This window comes from Brevibacterium sp. NPDC056726 (genome assembly GCF_042790515.1).
In the GTDB taxonomy this organism is placed as follows: Bacteria; Actinomycetota; Actinomycetes; order Actinomycetales; family Brevibacteriaceae; genus Brevibacterium; species Brevibacterium sanguinis.
The window spans coordinates 92,810-110,714 of the sequence record NZ_JBHTYZ010000005.1; the positions used below are offsets into that span (position 1 = coordinate 92,810).

Sequence of the window (17,905 nt, forward strand, 5' to 3'; positions counted from 1 at the left end):
GGCGCCCGGACACCAGGCGCCTTGTCACTTCGCGGCGGCGCGCTCTCCGATCGTCAGGTCGAGCGGGAAGTCGACGGGAGCGTCGCCGAAGAGCAGTCGTCCCGCCGAGGCGGCCGCCTCCCTGATCGCCTCGGCCGCAGCGTCGGCCTGCGCTGCCGGGGCGTGGACGATGACCTCGTCGTGGAGGAAGAAGACGAGGTGGGCGCGCCCGGCGAACACCGGTCCGGAGGCGTCGGCCCGTCCCTCGTCGAGCTCCGGGAGGCGCGCGAGGCGCAGACGCAGATCGGCGAGCCACGCGAGCGCCCATTCCGCGGCGGTGCCCTGCACGACGAAGTTGCGGGTGAAGCGCCCCAGTCCCCTGCGGCTCGCCTCGCCCGGTTCTCATCGGCCGGGGTCGCATCGAACGCATTCGCCTGCGCCTGCACCTGCCGCCAGCCGTCACTCGGCGCCGGGGACGACCGTCCCAGCCAGGTGGTGACGATCCCGCCGCTCAGTCCCGCCTCGGCGGCGGTGTCGACGAGGCGCATCGCCGCAGGGAAGGAGGTGCGCAGGCGGGGGACGAGCCGGCCGGCCTCCCCCGTCGTCGATCCGTACATCGCCCCGAGGACGGCGATCTTCGCCTCCTGCCGGGTCGCGACGATCCCCTCGTCGACGAGTCCGGAGTAGAGGTCGCGGCCGCGCCCGGCCTCGGCCATCGCCCGGTCGCCGGACATCGCGGCGAGCGCCCGGGGCTCGAGCTGGGAGACGTCGGCGGAGATGAGGGTCCACCCGTCGTCGGCGCGCAGGGCCGGGCGCAGCTGCCGGGGGATCTGCAGCGCCCCACCGCCGCTGGCCGCCCAGCGACCGGTGACGACGCCGCCGGGCACGTAGACGGGTCGGTACCGGCCCTCGCTCACCCATTCGGCGAGCCAGTGCCAGCCGTTGGCCGAGAGCAGCCGGCCCATCCTCTTGTAGCGCAGCAGCGGTTCGATCGCCGGGTGGTCGGATTCGGCGAGCTCCCACTTCGACGTCGAGGACACGTTGATCCCGGCGTTGCGCAGGGAGGCGAGCAGGCGGGTCGGGGAATCGAGGTTCGCGCGGGGATCGTCGAGGGCGGCCCGGACCTCCTCGGCGACGGCGAGCATCTTCGCCGGCTTCGCGCCCGCAGCCGGCTTCTCGCCGAGGAGGTCCGTGAGGATCCGCTCATGCTCGGTGACGTCCCACGGCACTCCGGCCGCGTGCATCTCCGCGGCGACGAGGCCACCGGCCGATTCCGCGGCGAGCAGGAGGCGCAGGCGTCCCGGGTCGGTCGCCGTCGTCAGCGCCGCCTGCTGCCGGGCGAATTCGGCGAGGGCGGCGTCGATGTCATGGGGCACCTCCTTCGGGCGGCCACGGCCGCCGGCGACGTCGAAGAGGGTCTCCGCCTGCCCGACGGCGGGGGCGGTGACGGGTCCCGCATCCCACTCCTCGGCGGCCCGCAGCGCCGTGGGCTCGGTGACGAGTTCTGAGCGGACGAGGATCGCATGAGCGAGCCTGAGGTCGTGGGCGCGGTCGATGCGCACCCCGGCCGCGAGCAGCGCCGGGGACCACTTGGGGGTGTCGCTGAGCACCCACCTCGGTGCGGGGGCGGGGCGCGCGCCAGAGGCACCGGGCGATCGGGCACTGCGCTCACGGGCACGGACGAGGTCGGGAACGGCCGCCTCGGCGAGGTCGGTTCGGGCGATCTCCGCCCCGGACGCGTCGAGATCGACGACGGTGACCGTGCCGTCGTCGCCCGGACCCGCCTGTTCGTTCCGGCGCGCGGCACCGATGACGGACCACGCGATCGACGGCGCGGTCTCACTCGGCATGGGTCAACCCTACTGCGCGCCGCTGACACGGGGATCGCGCACCGCCTCGGCGAGAGCTGACTAGACCTCGCCGGGGAGGAGCACCGAGGTCCCCGATTCTCCCCGGATGACGATGAGCCCCGATTCGATCCGCAGCTCCGAGAACCCCAGCGGCCAGGACGCGACCTGTTCGCCGGCGTCGTCGATGAGGACGAGTCCGTCGGGAGTGCCGGGGAAGAGGAGCAGCGAGCCGTCGGCGCTCACACCCTGGAGAATGATGAGGCTGTCGGGCAGCTCGGCGATCTCACCGGAGCGCGTGAAGATGCGACGTTGGGCGTCCTCGGTGAGCGCGGGGGTCCCCGTCGCATCGACGCCGACGACGGTTCCGGCCTGCCGGTGGTCGGACAGGGGGAACGTCACGCCCTCACGGGGCTGCGGGACGAAGGTGTACTGCGAGACGCCCGTCGTGCGGTCGACCTCGCGACCGTCGAGGTCGACGAAGGCGTACTCGGGGTCGGTCTCCTGGATCTTCTCCACATATCCGTCGCTGGCCCACGTGATCCAGTCGGGCCGGGTGACGGCGGTCGACAGCCTCACCTCGCCGGATTCGAGGTCGAGAACGGTGATCCGCTTGCCCCGCTGGTTCGTCACCCCGAGGAGATCGTCGGCGAGGACGGTCACCTCGGAGCCGGCGGCGACGGGACTGCGCCACACCTCGCTCCCCTTCTTCTCGCCTGTGCCCATGTCGAGTCCGACGAGGTCCTCGACGCCCGTCCGGACGACGACACGGGTGCCGGCCCAGGCCACCGGCTGAGCGCTCGCGACCTCGGGTCCCAACCCCATGGCCTGCCGCTCGGTTCCCGTGGCCGGATCGACGAGGCTCCAGGCGCGCATCCCCGATTGCCACCGGCTCCCGACGACGACCGTCGCCGCGGACGCGGCAGGGACCGACGAGTCCGGGTCCCCGGGCAGCAGTGCGCCCTGCCCGCAGGTCGCATCGTCGATCTCCCAGAGGAGCTGACCGCCGCGTAGCTGTCTGCCCATCACTGTCGAGTCCCCGCCGACCCCGCGCTCGACCTCGATCGCCATGTCGTCGGTCACCGCGCACACCTCGTTCGCCGTCGCGTACTGCGCGTCAAACCCGGCCGCGTACGCATCAGTGAGCCACGCGCCCTCACCCCCCTGCGGACTCAGCTGCACCTGCGCCTCAGGCGGCAGGTCCGAATCGTCCGACGACGAGGCTGTGCAGGCGGTCAGTGTCAGACCGAGCACGGCGGCGAGCGCGATTGCGGCGGAACGGATCGAGGTCATGAAAGCGAATCTATGCCCGGTCGCGGCCCGAGGGGTGTTCATCCTGTTCCGGTTCGGCAACAGCCGGGTCGGGAGCTGGGGCCCTGCATCCGGGGCTGGGGCGCGTCATCCGAGGGCGAGCGCGGCTGCGAGCGCGAAAACCGACAGCGTCGACGTCAGCGTGCGCGCGAGGTTCGCGCGGTTCCACCGGGTCTCGAACGTCACGCGGGCCGCCTGCTGCTGTCCGAATGTGTCGATTGGCGCACGGTCGAGACCCTGGTTGAGTGGAACACTGACGGCGGCGGTGATGAGGAAGGAGACCACCGAGGCGGCCGCCCCGATCCACAGCAGCGCCGTTCCCACCGGGTCGGAGGCGATTCCGAGCCCTCCCGGTTCGACCTTGATCCTCAGCGTGCCCGTCACGGCAGCGGCCACCGCGGTGAGCGGGGCGCCGACGAAGACGACGAGGAATGTCGGGCGGAGGATCACTGAGTTGATCGCACGGAATCCGCGGACGAACTCTCCGTCGTCGAGTCTCCGATAGGCGGGTGAGACCGCGCAGACGAACGCGAAGAACAGCCCGGCGAGCAGTCCGTTCGTCAGCGTCGCCGCCACGAGGAGTCCGGTGATCATGAGGACACCGGTGATCATGACGGCGCGCCCGCGTCGGAAGCGTGCCCGACGAGTCCCGCGATCGTCTCCTCGACCGTCGTCGTCACCGTGATGCTCCGGTCGCCCCGCGGGGCGAGGAGACCCGCGGCATCGGCACGGTAGAGCTCGGCAAGACTGTCGGCGACGTGGGGAGCGAACCCGACCGCGGTGAGCGCGGGCGCCCACGCTGCCTCGGGGACGATCTCGACGGTGAGCGCGCGACCGAGGGCACGACCGAGCACCTCGGCGACGTCCCGTTCGGACCGGGAAGGCCCGATGATGTCGACGGCCTCGCTCGACGGCGGCGGGGCGAGCAGCGCGCGGGCGGCGACCGCGCCGAGGTCACGGGTCGCGACCATCGGCACGGGCGCCTCGGCGGTGGGCGCGAACACCGGGTAGGTGCCGGTCTCCCGGGCGAGGTCGATGACGTCGGAGACCTTCTCCTGGAAGTGGCCGGACCGGAGGGCCGTCAGCGTCGTCCCCGTCTCGCCCAGTGCCCGTTCGAGACGGTGGAGTCCGGTGATCGGGCCGGTGCCCGCGGCGAGGTCGGCGCCACCGGAGGAGAGCATGACGACGTGGGGAACGCCCGCCTCGGCGACGGCTCCGGCGATCGCGTCGCTGAGCAGCTCGGCATGGGCGTTGAGGTCGGCGGCGCCGAGGTCGAACGGCAGCAGAGCGAAGAACCCTGCGGCCCCGGTCAGGGCGGCGGTCAGCCCTGCGCGGTCGGTGAGGTCGACCGTCGCGGTCTCGGCTCCGGCCTGACGCCACGGTGCGGTGTCGGCCTCCCGGCGGACGAGGACGCGGACCTCGGCGCCGACGTCGGCGTCGGCGTCGAGGAGAGTGTGGGCGGTGGCGGATCCGACGTGTCCGGTGGCTCCTGCGATGACGAACATGGTGGACTCCTTCTCTACTGCTTCTCTACTACGGTGGCTGATCTGTTGGAGTGGCTGAACTGTCTGCCTCTCCGACGCTACGGACGTCGTCTCGGACACTCCATGCCCGAACGGCCGCACTTCTTGCTCGATCGTCCGAACGAGTCGGTTGATCGAATCGAGCCCTGGTCGCCGCGGGCGGGCTGTGACACGATGCCGTCATGATGAGCGCACCGGAGGGCGCCGCTCCCGCGATGCGGGCAGCGAGGGCGTCGGCTCCCGAAACACCGGCACCGCGGAGGCGACCGGCGGCCGGTCGGGCCGTTGAGGCGCCCGGCGGGGAGGATCGGCTCGCCCGGGTGCTCGGCACCCTGCGGATGCGCTCGACGTTCTGCTCCCACTCCGAGTTCGGTGACCCGTGGTCGCTCGAGATGCCCGCGATCGCCGACTCCGTGAGCTTCCACGTCCTCGTCGCCGGGTCGTGCTGGCTGCGCCTGCCCGGGGAGGACGCCGTCGAGCTCGCCGCCGGTGACCTCGCGCTCGTCCCGCACGGGCGCGGTCACGATCTCCTCAGCGATCCCGCGGCCCCGCGCGGACCGCGCGTCGATCTCCTGCCGCAGGAGTACCTCGGCGAGAGCTACTCCGTCCTCCGGTACGGGGGCGCGGGCCCGACGACGCGGCTGATCTGCGGGATCGTCGGTTTCGATGATCCGGCCGCCCGGCAGCTCGTCCGCAGCCTGCCGGCAATCCTGCGGGTCAGCGGGGATGAGGCGGGCGTCGCCTCCTCGGTGCGCGACACCCTCCGGCTCATCGCCGCCGAGCTCGCGCATCCGCAGCCGGGAGCGGAGACCGTGGCGACGCGGTTGGCCGATGTCCTCGTCGTCCAGGCGATCCGGTCGTGGATGAACTCCGACGCCGAGGCGGGCGCCGGGTGGCTGCGCTCCCTGCGGGATGAGCGCATCGGCCGGGTCATCGAGGCGATCCATGACGGTCCCGGTGAGGAGTGGACGCTCGAGCGCCTCGCACGGGTCGCGGGGATGTCGCGGTCCTCGTTCAGCGCCCGGTTCACCGACCTCGTCGGCGAGGCCCCGATCGCCTACCTCACGCGGTGGCGGATGGCCATCGCCCAGTCGCGGCTGCGGGACACCGAGGTCACGGCGGCGACGCTCGCGGGCGAGCTCGGCTACCGCTCGGAGGCCGCGTTCAACCGCGCGTTCACCCGAATCGTCGGGTCGACCCCCGGCGCGGTGCGACGACAGGGGTCGCAGGGAGCGGCGGAGCGCGACGTCGAACCGCTGTCATGAGTGCACGCCAGGTTTGCGCCGGTTGAGTGGTGGCCAATTGAAGCTGAGATGGCCAGTACCGGACCTGGCCATCTCAGCTTCGACTGGCGCACGCGCTCGCGGGACGGGTGATGCGGGGCGGACAGGAAGCCGGCAGGCATGCGAAGAGCCCCTCACCTGACCCTGATCGGGCCGGTGAGGGGCTCATGTTCGCTGGTGCGCGAGGGGGGACTTGAACCCCCACGACCTTGCGATCACTGGCACCTGAAGCCAGCGCGTCTACCAATTCCGCCACTCGCGCGAACAAGAGAAGACTTTATCATCGCCGCGCGGATTTCAAGAAACTCAGAAGGCCCGTGAACCCGCGAAGTCCGGCAAAAACGGCCGAAATCCCCGCAGAAACCTCCGAAAAGTGGCGACCTTCACACTTTCGCCACCGCGATGCCCCCGCACCCCGCCGCCGCGATGCCCCCGCACCCCGCCACCGTCATGCCCCCGCACCCCGCCACCCCACCCCGCCGCCGCGCTCCACTCCCCCGCCAGCGACGGACCGCTCAACGCGTCCTGCCAGGCTGAACGCGCACAGTGAATCCCCGCCGAGGTGCGCCCCGAGATCGCGCAGGACGTGAGATGAGAGCGCCTCCGCGTTAGGATTGGGTGTTGGTGTACCCGAAACGGCGCCTCGCGCCGGATACGGTCACGCCCACGCGAAAGAGCAGTGCAGACCATGTGCCCACGTTCTGGCCGACCGCCCGAACACGAGACAGACGATGCCGAACCGGAGGAGGTGCCATGGGAATTCTCGATCGCTTCGAGAAGGGACTGGAGAACGTCGTCAACGGCGCCTTCGCGAAGGCCTTCCGCTCCCAGGTCGAACCCGTCGAACTCGGCGGGGCCCTGCGCCGCGAAGCCGACAACAAGGCAGCCGTCGTCTCCCGCGGACGCACCCTGACGGCGAATCACTACACGATCGAGCTCTCACCCGCCGACTTCGAGCGCCTCTCCGGCATCGAGACCGAACTGCGGGCCGATCTCCGTCAGGTCATCGGCGACCACGCGATCGAGCAGGCGTACAGCTTCGTCGGGCCGGTGTCCGTCGACTTCGTCGAGGCCGACGACCTCGACACGGGCATGTACCGCGTCGTCTCGAGCACCCAGCGCCCCGACGGGTCGCCGGCGGCTCAGCCGGCCAACCGCGGCGGCTACGATCCGGTCTCCCGCTCCCACAACATCGTCGAACCGGCCCCGGCGTCGTCTTCCCGTCCCGTGCCGCAGCGCCAGGCCGCGCCGCGGCGCTCGAGCGAGCCCGCCAGGTCGGCGACCCCGATCCGCCAGGCCGCCCCGGCCCGGCAGCGCACGATCAAGGCGAGCGTCGACATCAACGGACAGACCTACCCCCTGCGTCAGGGCAGCAACGTCTTCGGACGCTCGTCGAACAGCTCGGACTTCGTCATCGACGACCCCGGTGTCTCGCGCCGCCACTTCGAGATCGTCGTCGAGGGCGACCATGCCGTCGCCAACGACCTCGGCTCGACGAACGGCACGCTGCTCCACGGACGCAAACTGACCTCCGCCAACCTCAGCAACGGTGATGTGCTCACGGCAGGCGATGCCGATGTGCGCTACACCGAACAGGACACTCTGTGAGCGAATTCACCGTCACCGTCTTCCGGTTCGCGTTCTTCGTCATCCTCTGGCTCTTCGTCTTCGGGGTGGCAGGCGTGCTCAGGCGGGACATCTTCGGCGCGCGGCGCGGACCCCGCAAGTCGAAGAAGAACAAGGCCGCGCGGGGCTCCTCGCGCCAGTCCGCCCCCGCCCAAAACCAGCAGGCGCAGAACCAGACCCAGAACCGCCCGGCCCAGCAGCCGCCGGCGCCCTCGCGTCCGGTGCCGCGGGCGAATCCCGGCTCGATCCGGGTGACGGCCGGTCCGATGGCCGGCACCTCGCTCATCCTCTCCGGGGCACCCGTGACCTTCGGGCGCGCGCCGGACAACACGATCGTCATCGACGACGACTTCGCCTCGAGCCACCACGCCCGCATCATCGCGCGGAACGGCGCCTGGGTGCTCGAGGACCTCAGCTCGACGAACGGCACGTTCGTCGACGGCTCGCGCATCACCGCCCCGTTCGACCTGGGCATCGGCACTCAGATCACCATCGGACATACGACGTTGGAGACCCAATCGTGACGACCGACGGAACGATCACCCTTCGCTCCGCAGCCCGGTCCCACACCGGGCTCGTGCGCAAGAACAACCAGGACTCCGGGTATGCGGGTCCCAACTTCCTCCTCATCGCCGACGGCATGGGCGGGCACGCCGGCGGTGACGTCGCCTCGGCGATCACCGTCGCCCGCCTCGCCGAACTCGACCGCGAGACCGGGGGCGAGGACGCCCTCGAGATCCTCCGCACCTCGATCCTCGACGCCAACGACCGCATCTGCCGCGGCGTCGCCGAACAGCCCGAACTCGCCGGCATGGGCACGACCGTCACCGCCCTCCTGCGCGCGCCGGGCAACCGCTTCGCACTCGCCCACATCGGCGACTCCCGCGGATACGTCTACCGCGACGGCGAACTCCACGCCGTCACCCACGACCACACCTTCGTCCAGATGCTCGTCGACGAGGGCCGCATCACCGCCGAGGAAGCCGACACCCACCCGCAGCGCTCCGTCGTCATGAAGGTCCTCGGCGACGTCGGCACGTCCCCTGACCTCGACCTCTCCCTGCGCGAGGCCCACGTCGGCGACCGCTGGCTGCTCTGCTCCGACGGCCTCACCGGGTTCGCCGACATCGGTGACATCACCCGGGTCCTCGCCGAGGTGGCCGACCCCGACGAGGCCTGCCGCCAGCTCATCGACCTCGCTCTGGCCGGGGGCGGCGCCGACAACGTCACCGTCGTCATCGGCGACGTCATCGAGGGCACCGTCGAGACCGCCCAGGGCAAGTCCGTGGGCTCCGTCCACCTCAACCCGCAGTACGCGACGATCGGCACCCGCCCGGAAGGCGACGGCGCGACCGCGCAGCACGACTTCGCGAACACCGATATCCCCACCGATACCGTGCCCCTGCAGACCGTGACCGATGCCGGGTCCGGTGATTCCGGGCAGGAACCCACCGCCGAGGTGCCCGCCGGGTCCGTGCGGACGCTGACCGAGGACGAGACCGAGGATGCGGCCGAGTCCGACGAGGACGACGAGCCTGAGGACGTCGAGAATCGCTCCTACCTCGGGTGGATCATCGCCGCCATCGTCATCATCGCCCTCGCCGTGGCCGGCTTCTTCGCCTACAACTACATCAACAACCACTACTACCTGACGAACGAGAACGGCCAGGTCACGCTCTACCGCGGGCTCGACACGACGCTCGGCCCCATCGAGCTCAGCCGTCTCGAGGACACCACCGACATCCAGGTCGACTCGCTCAACAGCTTCTCCCAGGACCGGCTGCGCAGCTCGATCCAGGCCGACTCCCGCGAAGAGGCGGACCGGATCATCGACAATCTCCGTCGGGAGGCCGAGAGCGCCGGCACCGTCTCCGGGAACGCCGAGGATGCGACCGCGCCGAGCGATCCCGCCCCCTCCCCGCCGAACGGGCAGAGCGCCGAACCCAGTGACGCGATCACTGAGGAGTCGCAGTGATGTCAGACTCCGTCTCCCAGGCAGCCCGGCCCAGGCCCTACCGCCTGGCCGAGCTCGGGCTCATCATCCTGGCGATCGTCGCCTCGACGAGTGCCTACGCGCTCGTCGGGCTCGGCGTCGATGATGCCATGCCGACCGACATCTACGGCTATATGGCGTGGCTGACGGCTCTCGCCCTCCTCATCCACATCGTCGTGTGGTGGAAGGCGAAGTACGCCGACCCCGTCCTCGTGCCCATCGCCGTCCTCCTCAACGGACTCGGCCTGGCGATGATCCACCGCGTCGACCTCGGTCGCGTGGAGTTCCTCGACAGCGCCACCCAGCAGCTCATCTGGATGACGCTCGGAGTGGGTCTCGCGATCGCCGTGCTCATCGTCCTCCGCGACCACCGCTGGCTGCGCCGCTACACCTACGTCTCGGGCTTCCTCGCCCTATTCTTCCTCCTGCTGCCCCTCATTCCGGGCCTCGGCAGGACGATCAACGGCGCCCGCATCTGGATCGGCATCGGACCGCTGTCGTTCCAGCCCGGTGAGGTCGCGAAGATCCTGCTCGCGATCTTCTTCGCCGGCTACCTCGTCGCCTACCGCGATCAGCTCGTGCTCGCGGGCCCGAAGATCCTCGGCATCCGCTTCCCGCGGCTGCGCGACTTCGGCCCCATCGTCATCGCGTGGATCGCCAGCGTCGGCGTCCTCGTCTTCGAACGCGACCTCGGCACCTCGCTCCTCTTCTTCGGCCTCTTCGTCGCCATGCTCTACGTCGCGACCTCGAAGGTCTCGTGGATCATCATCGGCATGTCCTTCTTCGCCGCCGGCGCCGTCCTCGCGACCCTGCTCTTCTCCCACGTCCAGCAGCGCATCGACGGTTGGCTCAATGCGCTCACTGCCGAGGAGTACAACAAGACGCCGGGCGGGTCCTACCAGCTCGTCCAGGGTCTGTTCGGGATGGCCAACGGCGGTCTCGTCGGCACCGGACTCGGCGAGGGCCGACCGAACATGGTCCCCTACGCGGAATCCGACTTCATCTACGCGAGCTTCGGCGAGGAGCTCGGTATGGCCGGTCTCTTCGTCATCCTGCTCTGCTACCTCCTCATCTTCGAACGCGGCATCAGGACCGCGCAGAAGCTGCGCGACGGCTTCGGCACGCTGCTCGCCGCAGGACTGTCGTTCACGATCGCCCTCCAGGTCTTCGTCGTCGTCGGCGGGGTCACCCGCCTCATCCCGCTCACCGGTCTGACTACGCCGTTCCTCGCCCAGGGCGGCTCGTCCCTGGTCGCGAACTGGGTGATCATCGCCCTCCTGCTGCGGATGTCGGACAATGCCCGCCGCCCGGTCGATGAATTCCACACCGGCGTCCTCAAGATCACCGAGGACCCCGACTCCACGACCGCCTCGGCGCGCCGCCGGAAGAAGTCCGACGACGACGGCGACCAGGTCGACGCTGATCACCGGAACAACCCCGGCGACCGGATCAACCCCGCCGCCGATGAGTCGCCGACGACGGTCCACGCGACGACTCCCGCCGACGAGGCGGTCACGACGAACCTCAGCACCCGCCGCCCCAGCGGCCCCGACCAGCGCCCGACCGACGAGCCCTCCCAGGGAGGAGACCGATGAAGAAGTCGCTCACGCACATCGGAGTCGTCGGCTTCGTCATGTTCGCCCTGCTCTTCGGCTCGACGAGCTGGGTGCAGTTCGTCACCGCCGACTCCCTCAACGCCAACCCGCTCAACAACCGGCAGATCCTCGATCAGCTCTCGCGCGACCGCGGACCGATCCTCGTCGACGGCACGCCGATCGCCTATTCCGAGCCCGTCGACGACCGCTACCGGTTCCAGCGTCAGTACGGTTCGGACGGCCTCGACCCCCGTGCGTACGCGTCGATGACCGGGTACTACTCGATCGTCTCCGGTGCCTCGGGCATGGAGCGCGCCGCCGGTGACTACCTCTCCGGTGACTCCGACGCCCTCTTCTACGACAAGGTCGGCAGCTTCTTCACCGGTGAGCAGCCGCGCGGTGCCGCGGTCGAGCTCACCGTCGACCCCGACGTCCAGCAGGCGGCCTGGGACGGCCTCGGCAACCAGACCGGTGCGGCGGTCGCGCTCGACCCGAAGACCGGGAAGATCCTCGCGATGGCCTCGACGCCGGGCTGGGACCCCAACCCGATCGCCAGCCACAACCCGGACGAGGCGCGGTCGGCGTTCGAGCAGCTCAACAACGACCCGGAGAACCCGGCCTACAACCGCGCGATCGGCGGCAACCTCTACCCGCCCGGCTCGACCTTCAAGGTCCTCGTCGCGGCCGCCGCCCTCGAATCGGGCGACTACACGCCGGACTCGCGGCTCAACGGCCCGGCCACCCTCGATCTGCCGCAGACGACGGCGACGATCAGCAACTCGCACGCCGGGGCCTGCCGCGGCGGCGGTCGCCCCACCCTTGCGGAGTCGCTCGCCGAATCGTGCAACACGTCGTTCGCCTCGCTCGGCATGGATCTCGGTGAGGACGCGATCGCCGAGCAGGCCGCGAAGTTCGGCTTCGGCCAGGACCTCTCGATCCCGCTCACCGTGACCCCGTCGACGTTCCCCTCGGACCTCAACCCGCCGCAGCTCGCGCAGTCCTCGCTCGGCCAGTTCGAGGTGCGCTCGACGCCGATGCAGATGGCGATGATGACCGCCGGCATCGCCAACGACGGCAGAATGATGAAGCCGGAGCTCGTCAACCGCGTGCTCAACGCGAACACTCTCGAGCCGATCACGGAGACGAGGCCGACGGAGCTCTCGCGTCCCGTCTCCGGTCAGACGGCCGAAGAGCTCAATACGATTATGCAGGGCGTCGTCACCGACGGTACCGCCTCGGTGGCGCAGATCCCCGGCGTCCAGGTCGCGGCGAAGACGGGCACCGCCCAGCACGCGCAGGGTGCGGCCCCGCATGCGTGGTTCATCTCCTTCGCCCCTGCCGACGACCCGCAGATCGCGGTCGCGGTCGTCGTCGAGAACGGCGGCAACGCCGGCAATGAAGCTTACGGTGCGACGGTCGCAGGACCGATCGCCAAGGACATGATGGAAGCGGTGGTCGACAAATGAGGCCGAGTGAAGGCACTCAGCTGGGGAACCGGTACACTCTGACCTCGCGGATCGCCGTGGGCGGCATGGGCGAGGTGTGGAAGGGCGTCGACTCCGTGCTCGGACGCGAGGTCGCCGCAAAGATCCTCAAGGACGAATACCTCTCGGACTCGACGTTCCTCGCCCGCTTCCGCGCCGAGGCACAGAACATGGGCCGCGTCTCCGATCCCGGCATCGCCGGCGTCTACGACTACGGCGACGAGGACGGCTCGCCCTACCTCGTCATGGAGTACGTGCCCGGCGAACCCCTGTCGACGATCATCGAACGCAGCGCCCCGCTGTCCGAAGAGGACACGCTGAGCATCGTCTCGCAGGCCGCACAGGCGCTCGGCGCCGCGCACAAGGTCGGTGTCGTCCACCGCGACATCAAGCCCGGCAACATCCTCATGACCCCGGACTTCCGGGTGAAGATCACCGACTTCGGCATCGCCCGGGTCACCGACCAGGCGCCGCTGACGAAGACCGGTCAGGTCATGGGCACCGCCCAGTACCTCGCCCCCGAACAGGCCACCGGCAAGGGCTCGGGTCCCGGATCCGACCTCTACGCGCTCGGCATCATCGCCTACGAGGCGCTTGCCGGCCAGCGTCCCTTCACCGGGGACTCGCAGGTCGCGATCGCGATCGCCCAGGTCAACCAGCAGCACCCGCCGCTGCCGGACACGGTCTCCGAGCCGATGCGCCGGTTCGTCGACTCCCTGCTCGAGAAGAAGCCCGAACGCCGGCCCGACGATGCGATGGCCGTGGCCAAGGCCGCCGAGGCGCTGGCCGTGGGCAACGTCGCCGCCGCCGAGGCCGCGCTGCCGCAGATGCGCCACGGCAACGCCGCATCGGAGGCGCTCACGCAGGTCTTCAACGACCCCGACCCGGTGCCCTCGACGCAGGTCCTGCCGACCACCTCGAGCAATGATGCGACCCGCGTCTACAGCGCCGACCAGCAGCCCGGCTACGGTCCGCCCACGGGAACCGGTTACAACCAGGCCGTCGCCGCGGGTGACCCGAACGATCCCAACGCCACCGATGATGAGCTGGAGAAGAAGCAGTCGAAGAAGGGCAGGATCCTCATCTGGGTCCTCGCGATCCTCGCGCTCATCGCCGTCGGGTCCCTCCTCTGGTACTTCCTCGGGCAGAACGGCGAGGAGCCGGCTCCCGCCCCGTCGACGAGTGCGACGACCTCGCAGGCGCCGCAGGAGATCGAGATCGACAGAAACGACTACATCGGGCAGTCCGAGTCCTCGGCGACGCAGAACCTCGAACGGCAGGGCCTGCGCGTCGACACGGAGACGATCGACTCGAACCGCGCCCAGGGCACCGTCGCCGATGTCGGCGAGGCCGACGGCGGCGGCTACACCTTCGAAGAGGGCGACACCGTCACCCTCTACATCTCCTCAGGGCCTGCCGAAGAGCCGGCACCCGAGCCGACGCGGACCTCGCGGCCGAGCGAACCGAGCAGCGACTCCGGCTCGAATTCGGGCTCGGGCAGCGGTTCGAACTCGGGCTCATCGTCCGACTCCGGGTCGTCGTCGAACTCGAACAGCGGATCCTCGTCGAACTCCGACTCCGGCTCGTCGTCGAATTCGGACAGCGGCTCCTCCTCGGACTCGAACTCAGGCTCGTCCTCGGAGTCGGGCTCGGAGAGCGGAGCGTCCTCGAATTCCGGCAACGGCGCGAACTCGAATCCCGGGTCGAACCCGAACGGCGGAGCGAACGCCAACGGCAACAACGGAAACGGCACGAACGCAGGCGGGGACTCCAGCGGAGACGAGGGTTAGCCGCCGAGGCGACTGGGACATGGGACGAGCGAAGAATAGTAATCTTGAGGAACTGCCCGGACTGCTCAACGCGTCCGGGTGACATACGCGGAGGAAGTACATGACTGAGCCCAAGGTGCTGTCGGAGAGGTACGAAGTCCGTGCCCTCCTCGGCCGTGGGGGCATGGCAGAGGTGCACGAGGGCGTCGACACCCGTCTGGGTCGACGCATCGCGATCAAGCTTCTGCGGTCCGATCTTGCGCGCGACCCCTCCTTCCACACGCGACTCAAGCGCGAAGCGCAGTCCGCTGCCGGACTCAACCATCCCGGCATCGTCGCCGTCTACGACTCCGGTGAGGAGGAGTTCGTCGAATCCGGCGGCTCGAGCGTCTCCGTGCCCTTCATCGTCATGGAGTACGTCGAGGGTCAGACCCTGCGCGAGGTCCTCAACGAACACGGCACGCTCACCGTCGATGAGGCGCTCAACGTCATCGCCGGGGTCCTCGCCCCGCTCGAATACTCCCACCGCAACGGCATCGTCCACCGCGACATCAAACCGGCGAACGTCATGCTCACTCCCGAGGGCGACATCAAGGTGATGGACTTCGGCATCGCCCGTGCGCTCAAGGACAACAGCGGCCTGACCCAGACGCAGTCGGTCGTCGGCACCGCCCAGTACCTCTCCCCCGAGCAGGCACGCGGCGAGGTCGTCGACGCCCGGTCCGACCTCTACTCGACCGCGTGCCTCCTCTACGAACTGCTCGCCGGTCGGCCCCCGTTCGTCGGCGACTCCCAGCTCGCCGTGGCATATCAGCATGTCGGTGAGACGCCGCAGCCGCCGAGCTTCTACAACCCCGATGTGCCCCCCGAGGTCGATCGACTCGTCCTCCACGCCCTGAAGAAGGATCGCGACGAGCGCTACCAGGACGCCTACACGTTCCGGGAGGACGTCCTCGCCGCGCGCGACGGTCGACCGCTGAGCATCGACGGCGACCTCGATCGCACGCAGGCGTTCGCCGCGGCCGGCGGGGCCGGGATGATGGGTCCGCCGCCGGCGACGCAGGCGTACCCGCTCGACGCCGAGGCGGCTCCCGAGACCGGTCCGGTCTCCCAGATCATGACCCGGCAGGAGCAGCAGCCGGTGAAGAAGCGCTCGCGGGCGTGGATCTGGATCGGCAGCATCTTCGTCCTCCTCGCCCTCGCGGCCGTCGCCCTGTGGGTGTACGAGATCAACAAGCCCGAACCGATCGTCCAGGTCCAGGTCGCCGACGTCGCAGGCATGGATGCCGATGCCGCCGAGGCGCAGCTGCGCAATCAGGGATTCGACGTCACGACGGAGGAGACGTACAACGCCGACGTCGATGAGGGCAGTGCGATCTCGACGGATCCGGCCGCCGGCCAGAGCATCCCGGAGAACAGCACCGTCAAACTCGTCGTCTCCTTGGGACCCGAGAACGTCACCGTCCCCGAGGTCGCGGGCAAGACCGAGGAGGAGGCGCGGCAGATCCTCAACGACGCGAAGCTCCAGGCGGGCACCCACATCTCCCAGAACTCACCGGATGTGAAGAAGGGCGTCGTCATCGAGACGAAGCCCGGTGAGGGCGAGAAGGTCGATGTCGACTCGAACGTCGATCTCGTCGTGTCCTCGGGACTCGTCAAGGTCCCCGACGTCCTCGGGCAGACGCAGGAGGACGCCTGCAACACCCTCTCCGGCGACGACTACAAGCTCCAGTGCAAGGTCGAAGAGGTCGAGACCGCCGATCAGGAGGAGGGCACGGTCTTCGAGCAGTCGACCCCGGGCGGCACCGATGTCGCGCAGGGTTCGGAGATCACCATCCGCGTGGCCAAGAAGCCGCCGGAGCCGTCCCCGACGATCCCGTCGATCCCCGGCGGCATCCCGACCGCACCGTCGCCGACCGACAGCCCCGACGGCAACGGTGGGGACAACGGCAACGGCGGAGGGACGTCGAACGACGGTGCCGTCGGCGGCGGCAGCTCGTGGTTCGACGACTGGGCCGACGCCCGCGGCAACGGCGACTGAGTTCTCAGCGCAGAGGGGCTCTCAGCCGCGGCGTGATGACTCAGCCGCAGGCGAGCTCTCAGCCGAGCGTGACGAAGAGATCCGTGCGCAGGTCCGCCGGATCCATGTCAGGACTCGGCTCGGTGACGTAGACCTCGAAGAACGGCATGTCCGGGTGATGGCCGGCGGCGACGAGACCCTGCATGTGCGCATTCCACGCTTCGGCAAGGCCGTCGAATCCGCCGAGGTGGGAGATCGCTCCGACCGATCCTCCGGGCAGTTCGGCGGGGATCGCGGTGAGGTCGTCACCGAGGTCGAGCGCCTGACTCAGCACCCCGGCCACCGGGATGCCCACCTGGATGTCGACGGTGTCCGTGGGCGGGCGCGTGTAGAGGGAGAACGCCGGTCCCGCGGGCTCGACCCCCGCCTCGGCGAGTGCGGGGAAGAGCCGGGAGTACACGGAGTCGAAGAGGGTCGGCAGCTCGCTCATCGGATGGTTCTGGGCTTCGACGACGACCGTGGGCACGGGCTGGGCCTCGAAGACGGTGAGTTCGCGATACGGCTCGGTCGGGAAGTAACTCGGCTCTTCCATGGGATGTCCTCTCACTGGATCGTCTGAGTCGATCCTAAGCGCTGAAGTCCGGGAGGCGGAAGAGTCAGGGAGCGGAGATCGCCGAGGCGAGCGGCGACATCGCGGCGGCCCGTGCGGCCGCGCCGGACAGTCCGCAGACCTCGAGCCAGTTGCCGAGCATGAGGTAGCCCGATTCCGTGAGGACGGACTCCGGGTGGAACTGGACGCCGTAGAGGGGCGCGCTGCGGTGCTCGATGGCCATGACGACATCATCAGGAGTGCGCGCGGTGACGACGAAGGTCTCGAGGTCGATCGTCTCGTCGACGATCGCGAGCGAGTGGTATCGGGTCACCGTCAGCGGCGAGGGGCAGCCGGCGAAGATGCCCTGCCCGTCGTGGGTGATGACCGAGGTCTTGCCGTGCATGAGGACCGGCGAATGCGTCACCGTCGCCCCGAAGACCTCGCCGAGGGCCTGATGCCCCAGGCACACCCCGAACAGCGGGCGGCCCGCCTCGGCGGCCCAGCGGATGAGGTCGGGGCACACACCGGACTCCGCGGGCACACCCGGTCCCGGGGAGAGCAGGATGCCGTCGTATCCGTCCGCCAGCTCCACGGCCGCCTCGGCGGACAGGTCGTCATTGCGGATGACGTCGGCCGTCGCACCGAGCTCACGGACATAGGCGACGAGGGTGTAGACGAAGCTGTCGTAGTTGTCGACGACGAGGATGCGGGTCACTGCCCGCCCTCGTCGGTGACAGTCGCGTTGTTGAACGGCATGTAGGGGGCGACGGCGGGGAAGACGTACTGCATGAGCAGGTAGACGACCGCCGCGATGAGGATGAGGGCGAAGACGAGCTTGACGAACCACGGCCCGGGCAGAATCCGCCAGATCAGTCCGTACATC

14 protein-coding genes, 1 tRNA gene and 1 pseudogene are annotated in these 17,905 nt (G+C 69.6%); 8 read left to right on the plus strand and 8 right to left on the minus strand.

Annotated features, from left to right (window positions below; genetic code table 11):
• Nucleotides 1-24: 24 nt before the first annotated feature.
• From ACFQ91_RS11695 to ACFQ91_RS11710, 4 genes and pseudogenes are all read right to left on the minus strand, one after another.
• A pseudogene (locus ACFQ91_RS11695) lies at nucleotides 25-1,829 on the minus strand (bifunctional 3'-5' exonuclease/DNA polymerase).
• A 60-nt stretch (nucleotides 1,830-1,889) separates the two neighbouring features.
• Complete coding sequence (locus ACFQ91_RS11700; RefSeq protein WP_198500133.1) at nucleotides 1,890-3,119, minus strand: hypothetical protein; 1,230 nt, start codon at nucleotides 3,117-3,119, stop codon at nucleotides 1,890-1,892.
• Nucleotides 3,120-3,224: 105 nt separating this feature from the next.
• The gene (locus tag ACFQ91_RS11705) at nucleotides 3,225-3,749 is read right to left on the minus strand and encodes a DUF1772 domain-containing protein (protein ID WP_198500132.1); all 525 of its coding nucleotides are present in this window, start codon (nucleotides 3,747-3,749) and stop codon (nucleotides 3,225-3,227) included.
• Complete coding sequence (locus ACFQ91_RS11710; protein ID WP_198500131.1) at nucleotides 3,746-4,642, minus strand: NmrA family NAD(P)-binding protein; 897 nt, start codon at nucleotides 4,640-4,642, stop codon at nucleotides 3,746-3,748. Before ACFQ91_RS11710 ends, ACFQ91_RS11705 begins: the two co-directional genes overlap by 4 nt.
• 200 nt (nucleotides 4,643-4,842) lie before the next feature.
• Between ACFQ91_RS11710 and ACFQ91_RS11715 the strand changes: the two genes are divergently transcribed.
• Complete coding sequence (locus ACFQ91_RS11715) at nucleotides 4,843-5,925, plus strand: AraC family transcriptional regulator (RefSeq protein WP_232623788.1); 1,083 nt, start codon at nucleotides 4,843-4,845, stop codon at nucleotides 5,923-5,925.
• A 193-nt stretch (nucleotides 5,926-6,118) separates the two neighbouring features.
• On the opposite strand, the gene ACFQ91_RS11720 is transcribed toward ACFQ91_RS11715, so the two are convergent.
• A tRNA-Leu gene (locus tag ACFQ91_RS11720) sits at nucleotides 6,119-6,205 on the minus strand.
• A 491-nt stretch (nucleotides 6,206-6,696) separates the two neighbouring features.
• On the opposite strand from ACFQ91_RS11720, the gene ACFQ91_RS11725 reads away from it, so the two are divergent.
• The 7 genes from ACFQ91_RS11725 (at nucleotide 6,697) to pknB (ending at nucleotide 16,451) form a co-directional block, all read left to right on the plus strand.
• Nucleotides 6,697-7,551: a DUF3662 and FHA domain-containing protein gene (locus tag ACFQ91_RS11725; protein ID WP_344250010.1), complete on the plus strand. Its 855-nt coding sequence runs from the start codon at nucleotides 6,697-6,699 to the stop codon at nucleotides 7,549-7,551.
• Nucleotides 7,548-8,093: an FHA domain-containing protein gene (locus ACFQ91_RS11730; RefSeq protein WP_344250008.1), complete on the plus strand. Its 546-nt coding sequence runs from the start codon at nucleotides 7,548-7,550 to the stop codon at nucleotides 8,091-8,093. The genes ACFQ91_RS11725 and ACFQ91_RS11730 overlap by 4 nt, the downstream gene beginning before the upstream one ends.
• A complete protein-coding gene (locus tag ACFQ91_RS11735) occupies nucleotides 8,090-9,544 on the plus strand; it encodes a PP2C family serine/threonine-protein phosphatase (RefSeq protein WP_344250006.1) in 1,455 nt (484 codons plus the stop codon). The genes ACFQ91_RS11730 and ACFQ91_RS11735 overlap by 4 nt, the downstream gene beginning before the upstream one ends.
• Nucleotides 9,544-11,157, plus strand: a complete 1,614-nt coding sequence (locus ACFQ91_RS11740) for an FtsW/RodA/SpoVE family cell cycle protein (RefSeq protein ID WP_344250004.1) — start codon at nucleotides 9,544-9,546, stop codon at nucleotides 11,155-11,157. The genes ACFQ91_RS11735 and ACFQ91_RS11740 overlap by 1 nt, the downstream gene beginning before the upstream one ends.
• Nucleotides 11,154-12,623: a penicillin-binding transpeptidase domain-containing protein gene (locus tag ACFQ91_RS11745; protein WP_344250002.1), complete on the plus strand. Its 1,470-nt coding sequence runs from the start codon at nucleotides 11,154-11,156 to the stop codon at nucleotides 12,621-12,623. Before ACFQ91_RS11740 ends, ACFQ91_RS11745 begins: the two co-directional genes overlap by 4 nt.
• Entirely contained in the window at nucleotides 12,620-14,431 is a 1,812-nt protein-coding gene (locus ACFQ91_RS11750) for a protein kinase (protein WP_344259029.1), read from the plus strand. Before ACFQ91_RS11745 ends, ACFQ91_RS11750 begins: the two co-directional genes overlap by 4 nt.
• 100 nt (nucleotides 14,432-14,531) lie before the next feature.
• A complete protein-coding gene (pknB, locus tag ACFQ91_RS11755; RefSeq protein WP_344259027.1) occupies nucleotides 14,532-16,451 on the plus strand; it encodes a Stk1 family PASTA domain-containing Ser/Thr kinase in 1,920 nt (639 codons plus the stop codon).
• Between the two features lie 58 nt (nucleotides 16,452-16,509).
• Here pknB and ACFQ91_RS11760 read toward each other — a convergent pair whose 3' ends face one another.
• The 3 genes from ACFQ91_RS11760 to ACFQ91_RS11770 form a co-directional block, all read right to left on the minus strand.
• On the minus strand, nucleotides 16,510-17,022 hold the full coding sequence (locus ACFQ91_RS11760; protein WP_344249996.1) for a GyrI-like domain-containing protein: 513 nt from the start codon (nucleotides 17,020-17,022) through the stop codon (nucleotides 16,510-16,512).
• 64 nt (nucleotides 17,023-17,086) lie between these two features.
• Nucleotides 17,087-17,737 carry a gamma-glutamyl-gamma-aminobutyrate hydrolase family protein gene (locus ACFQ91_RS11765; RefSeq protein WP_344259025.1) on the minus strand — a complete coding sequence of 217 codons (651 nt, stop codon included), beginning with the start codon at nucleotides 17,735-17,737 and terminating at the stop codon, nucleotides 17,087-17,089.
• On the minus strand, nucleotides 17,734-17,904 hold the full coding sequence (locus tag ACFQ91_RS11770; RefSeq protein WP_198500121.1) for a hypothetical protein: 171 nt from the start codon (nucleotides 17,902-17,904) through the stop codon (nucleotides 17,734-17,736). Before ACFQ91_RS11770 ends, ACFQ91_RS11765 begins: the two co-directional genes overlap by 4 nt.
• Between the last annotated feature and the right edge of the window lies 1 nt (nucleotide 17,905).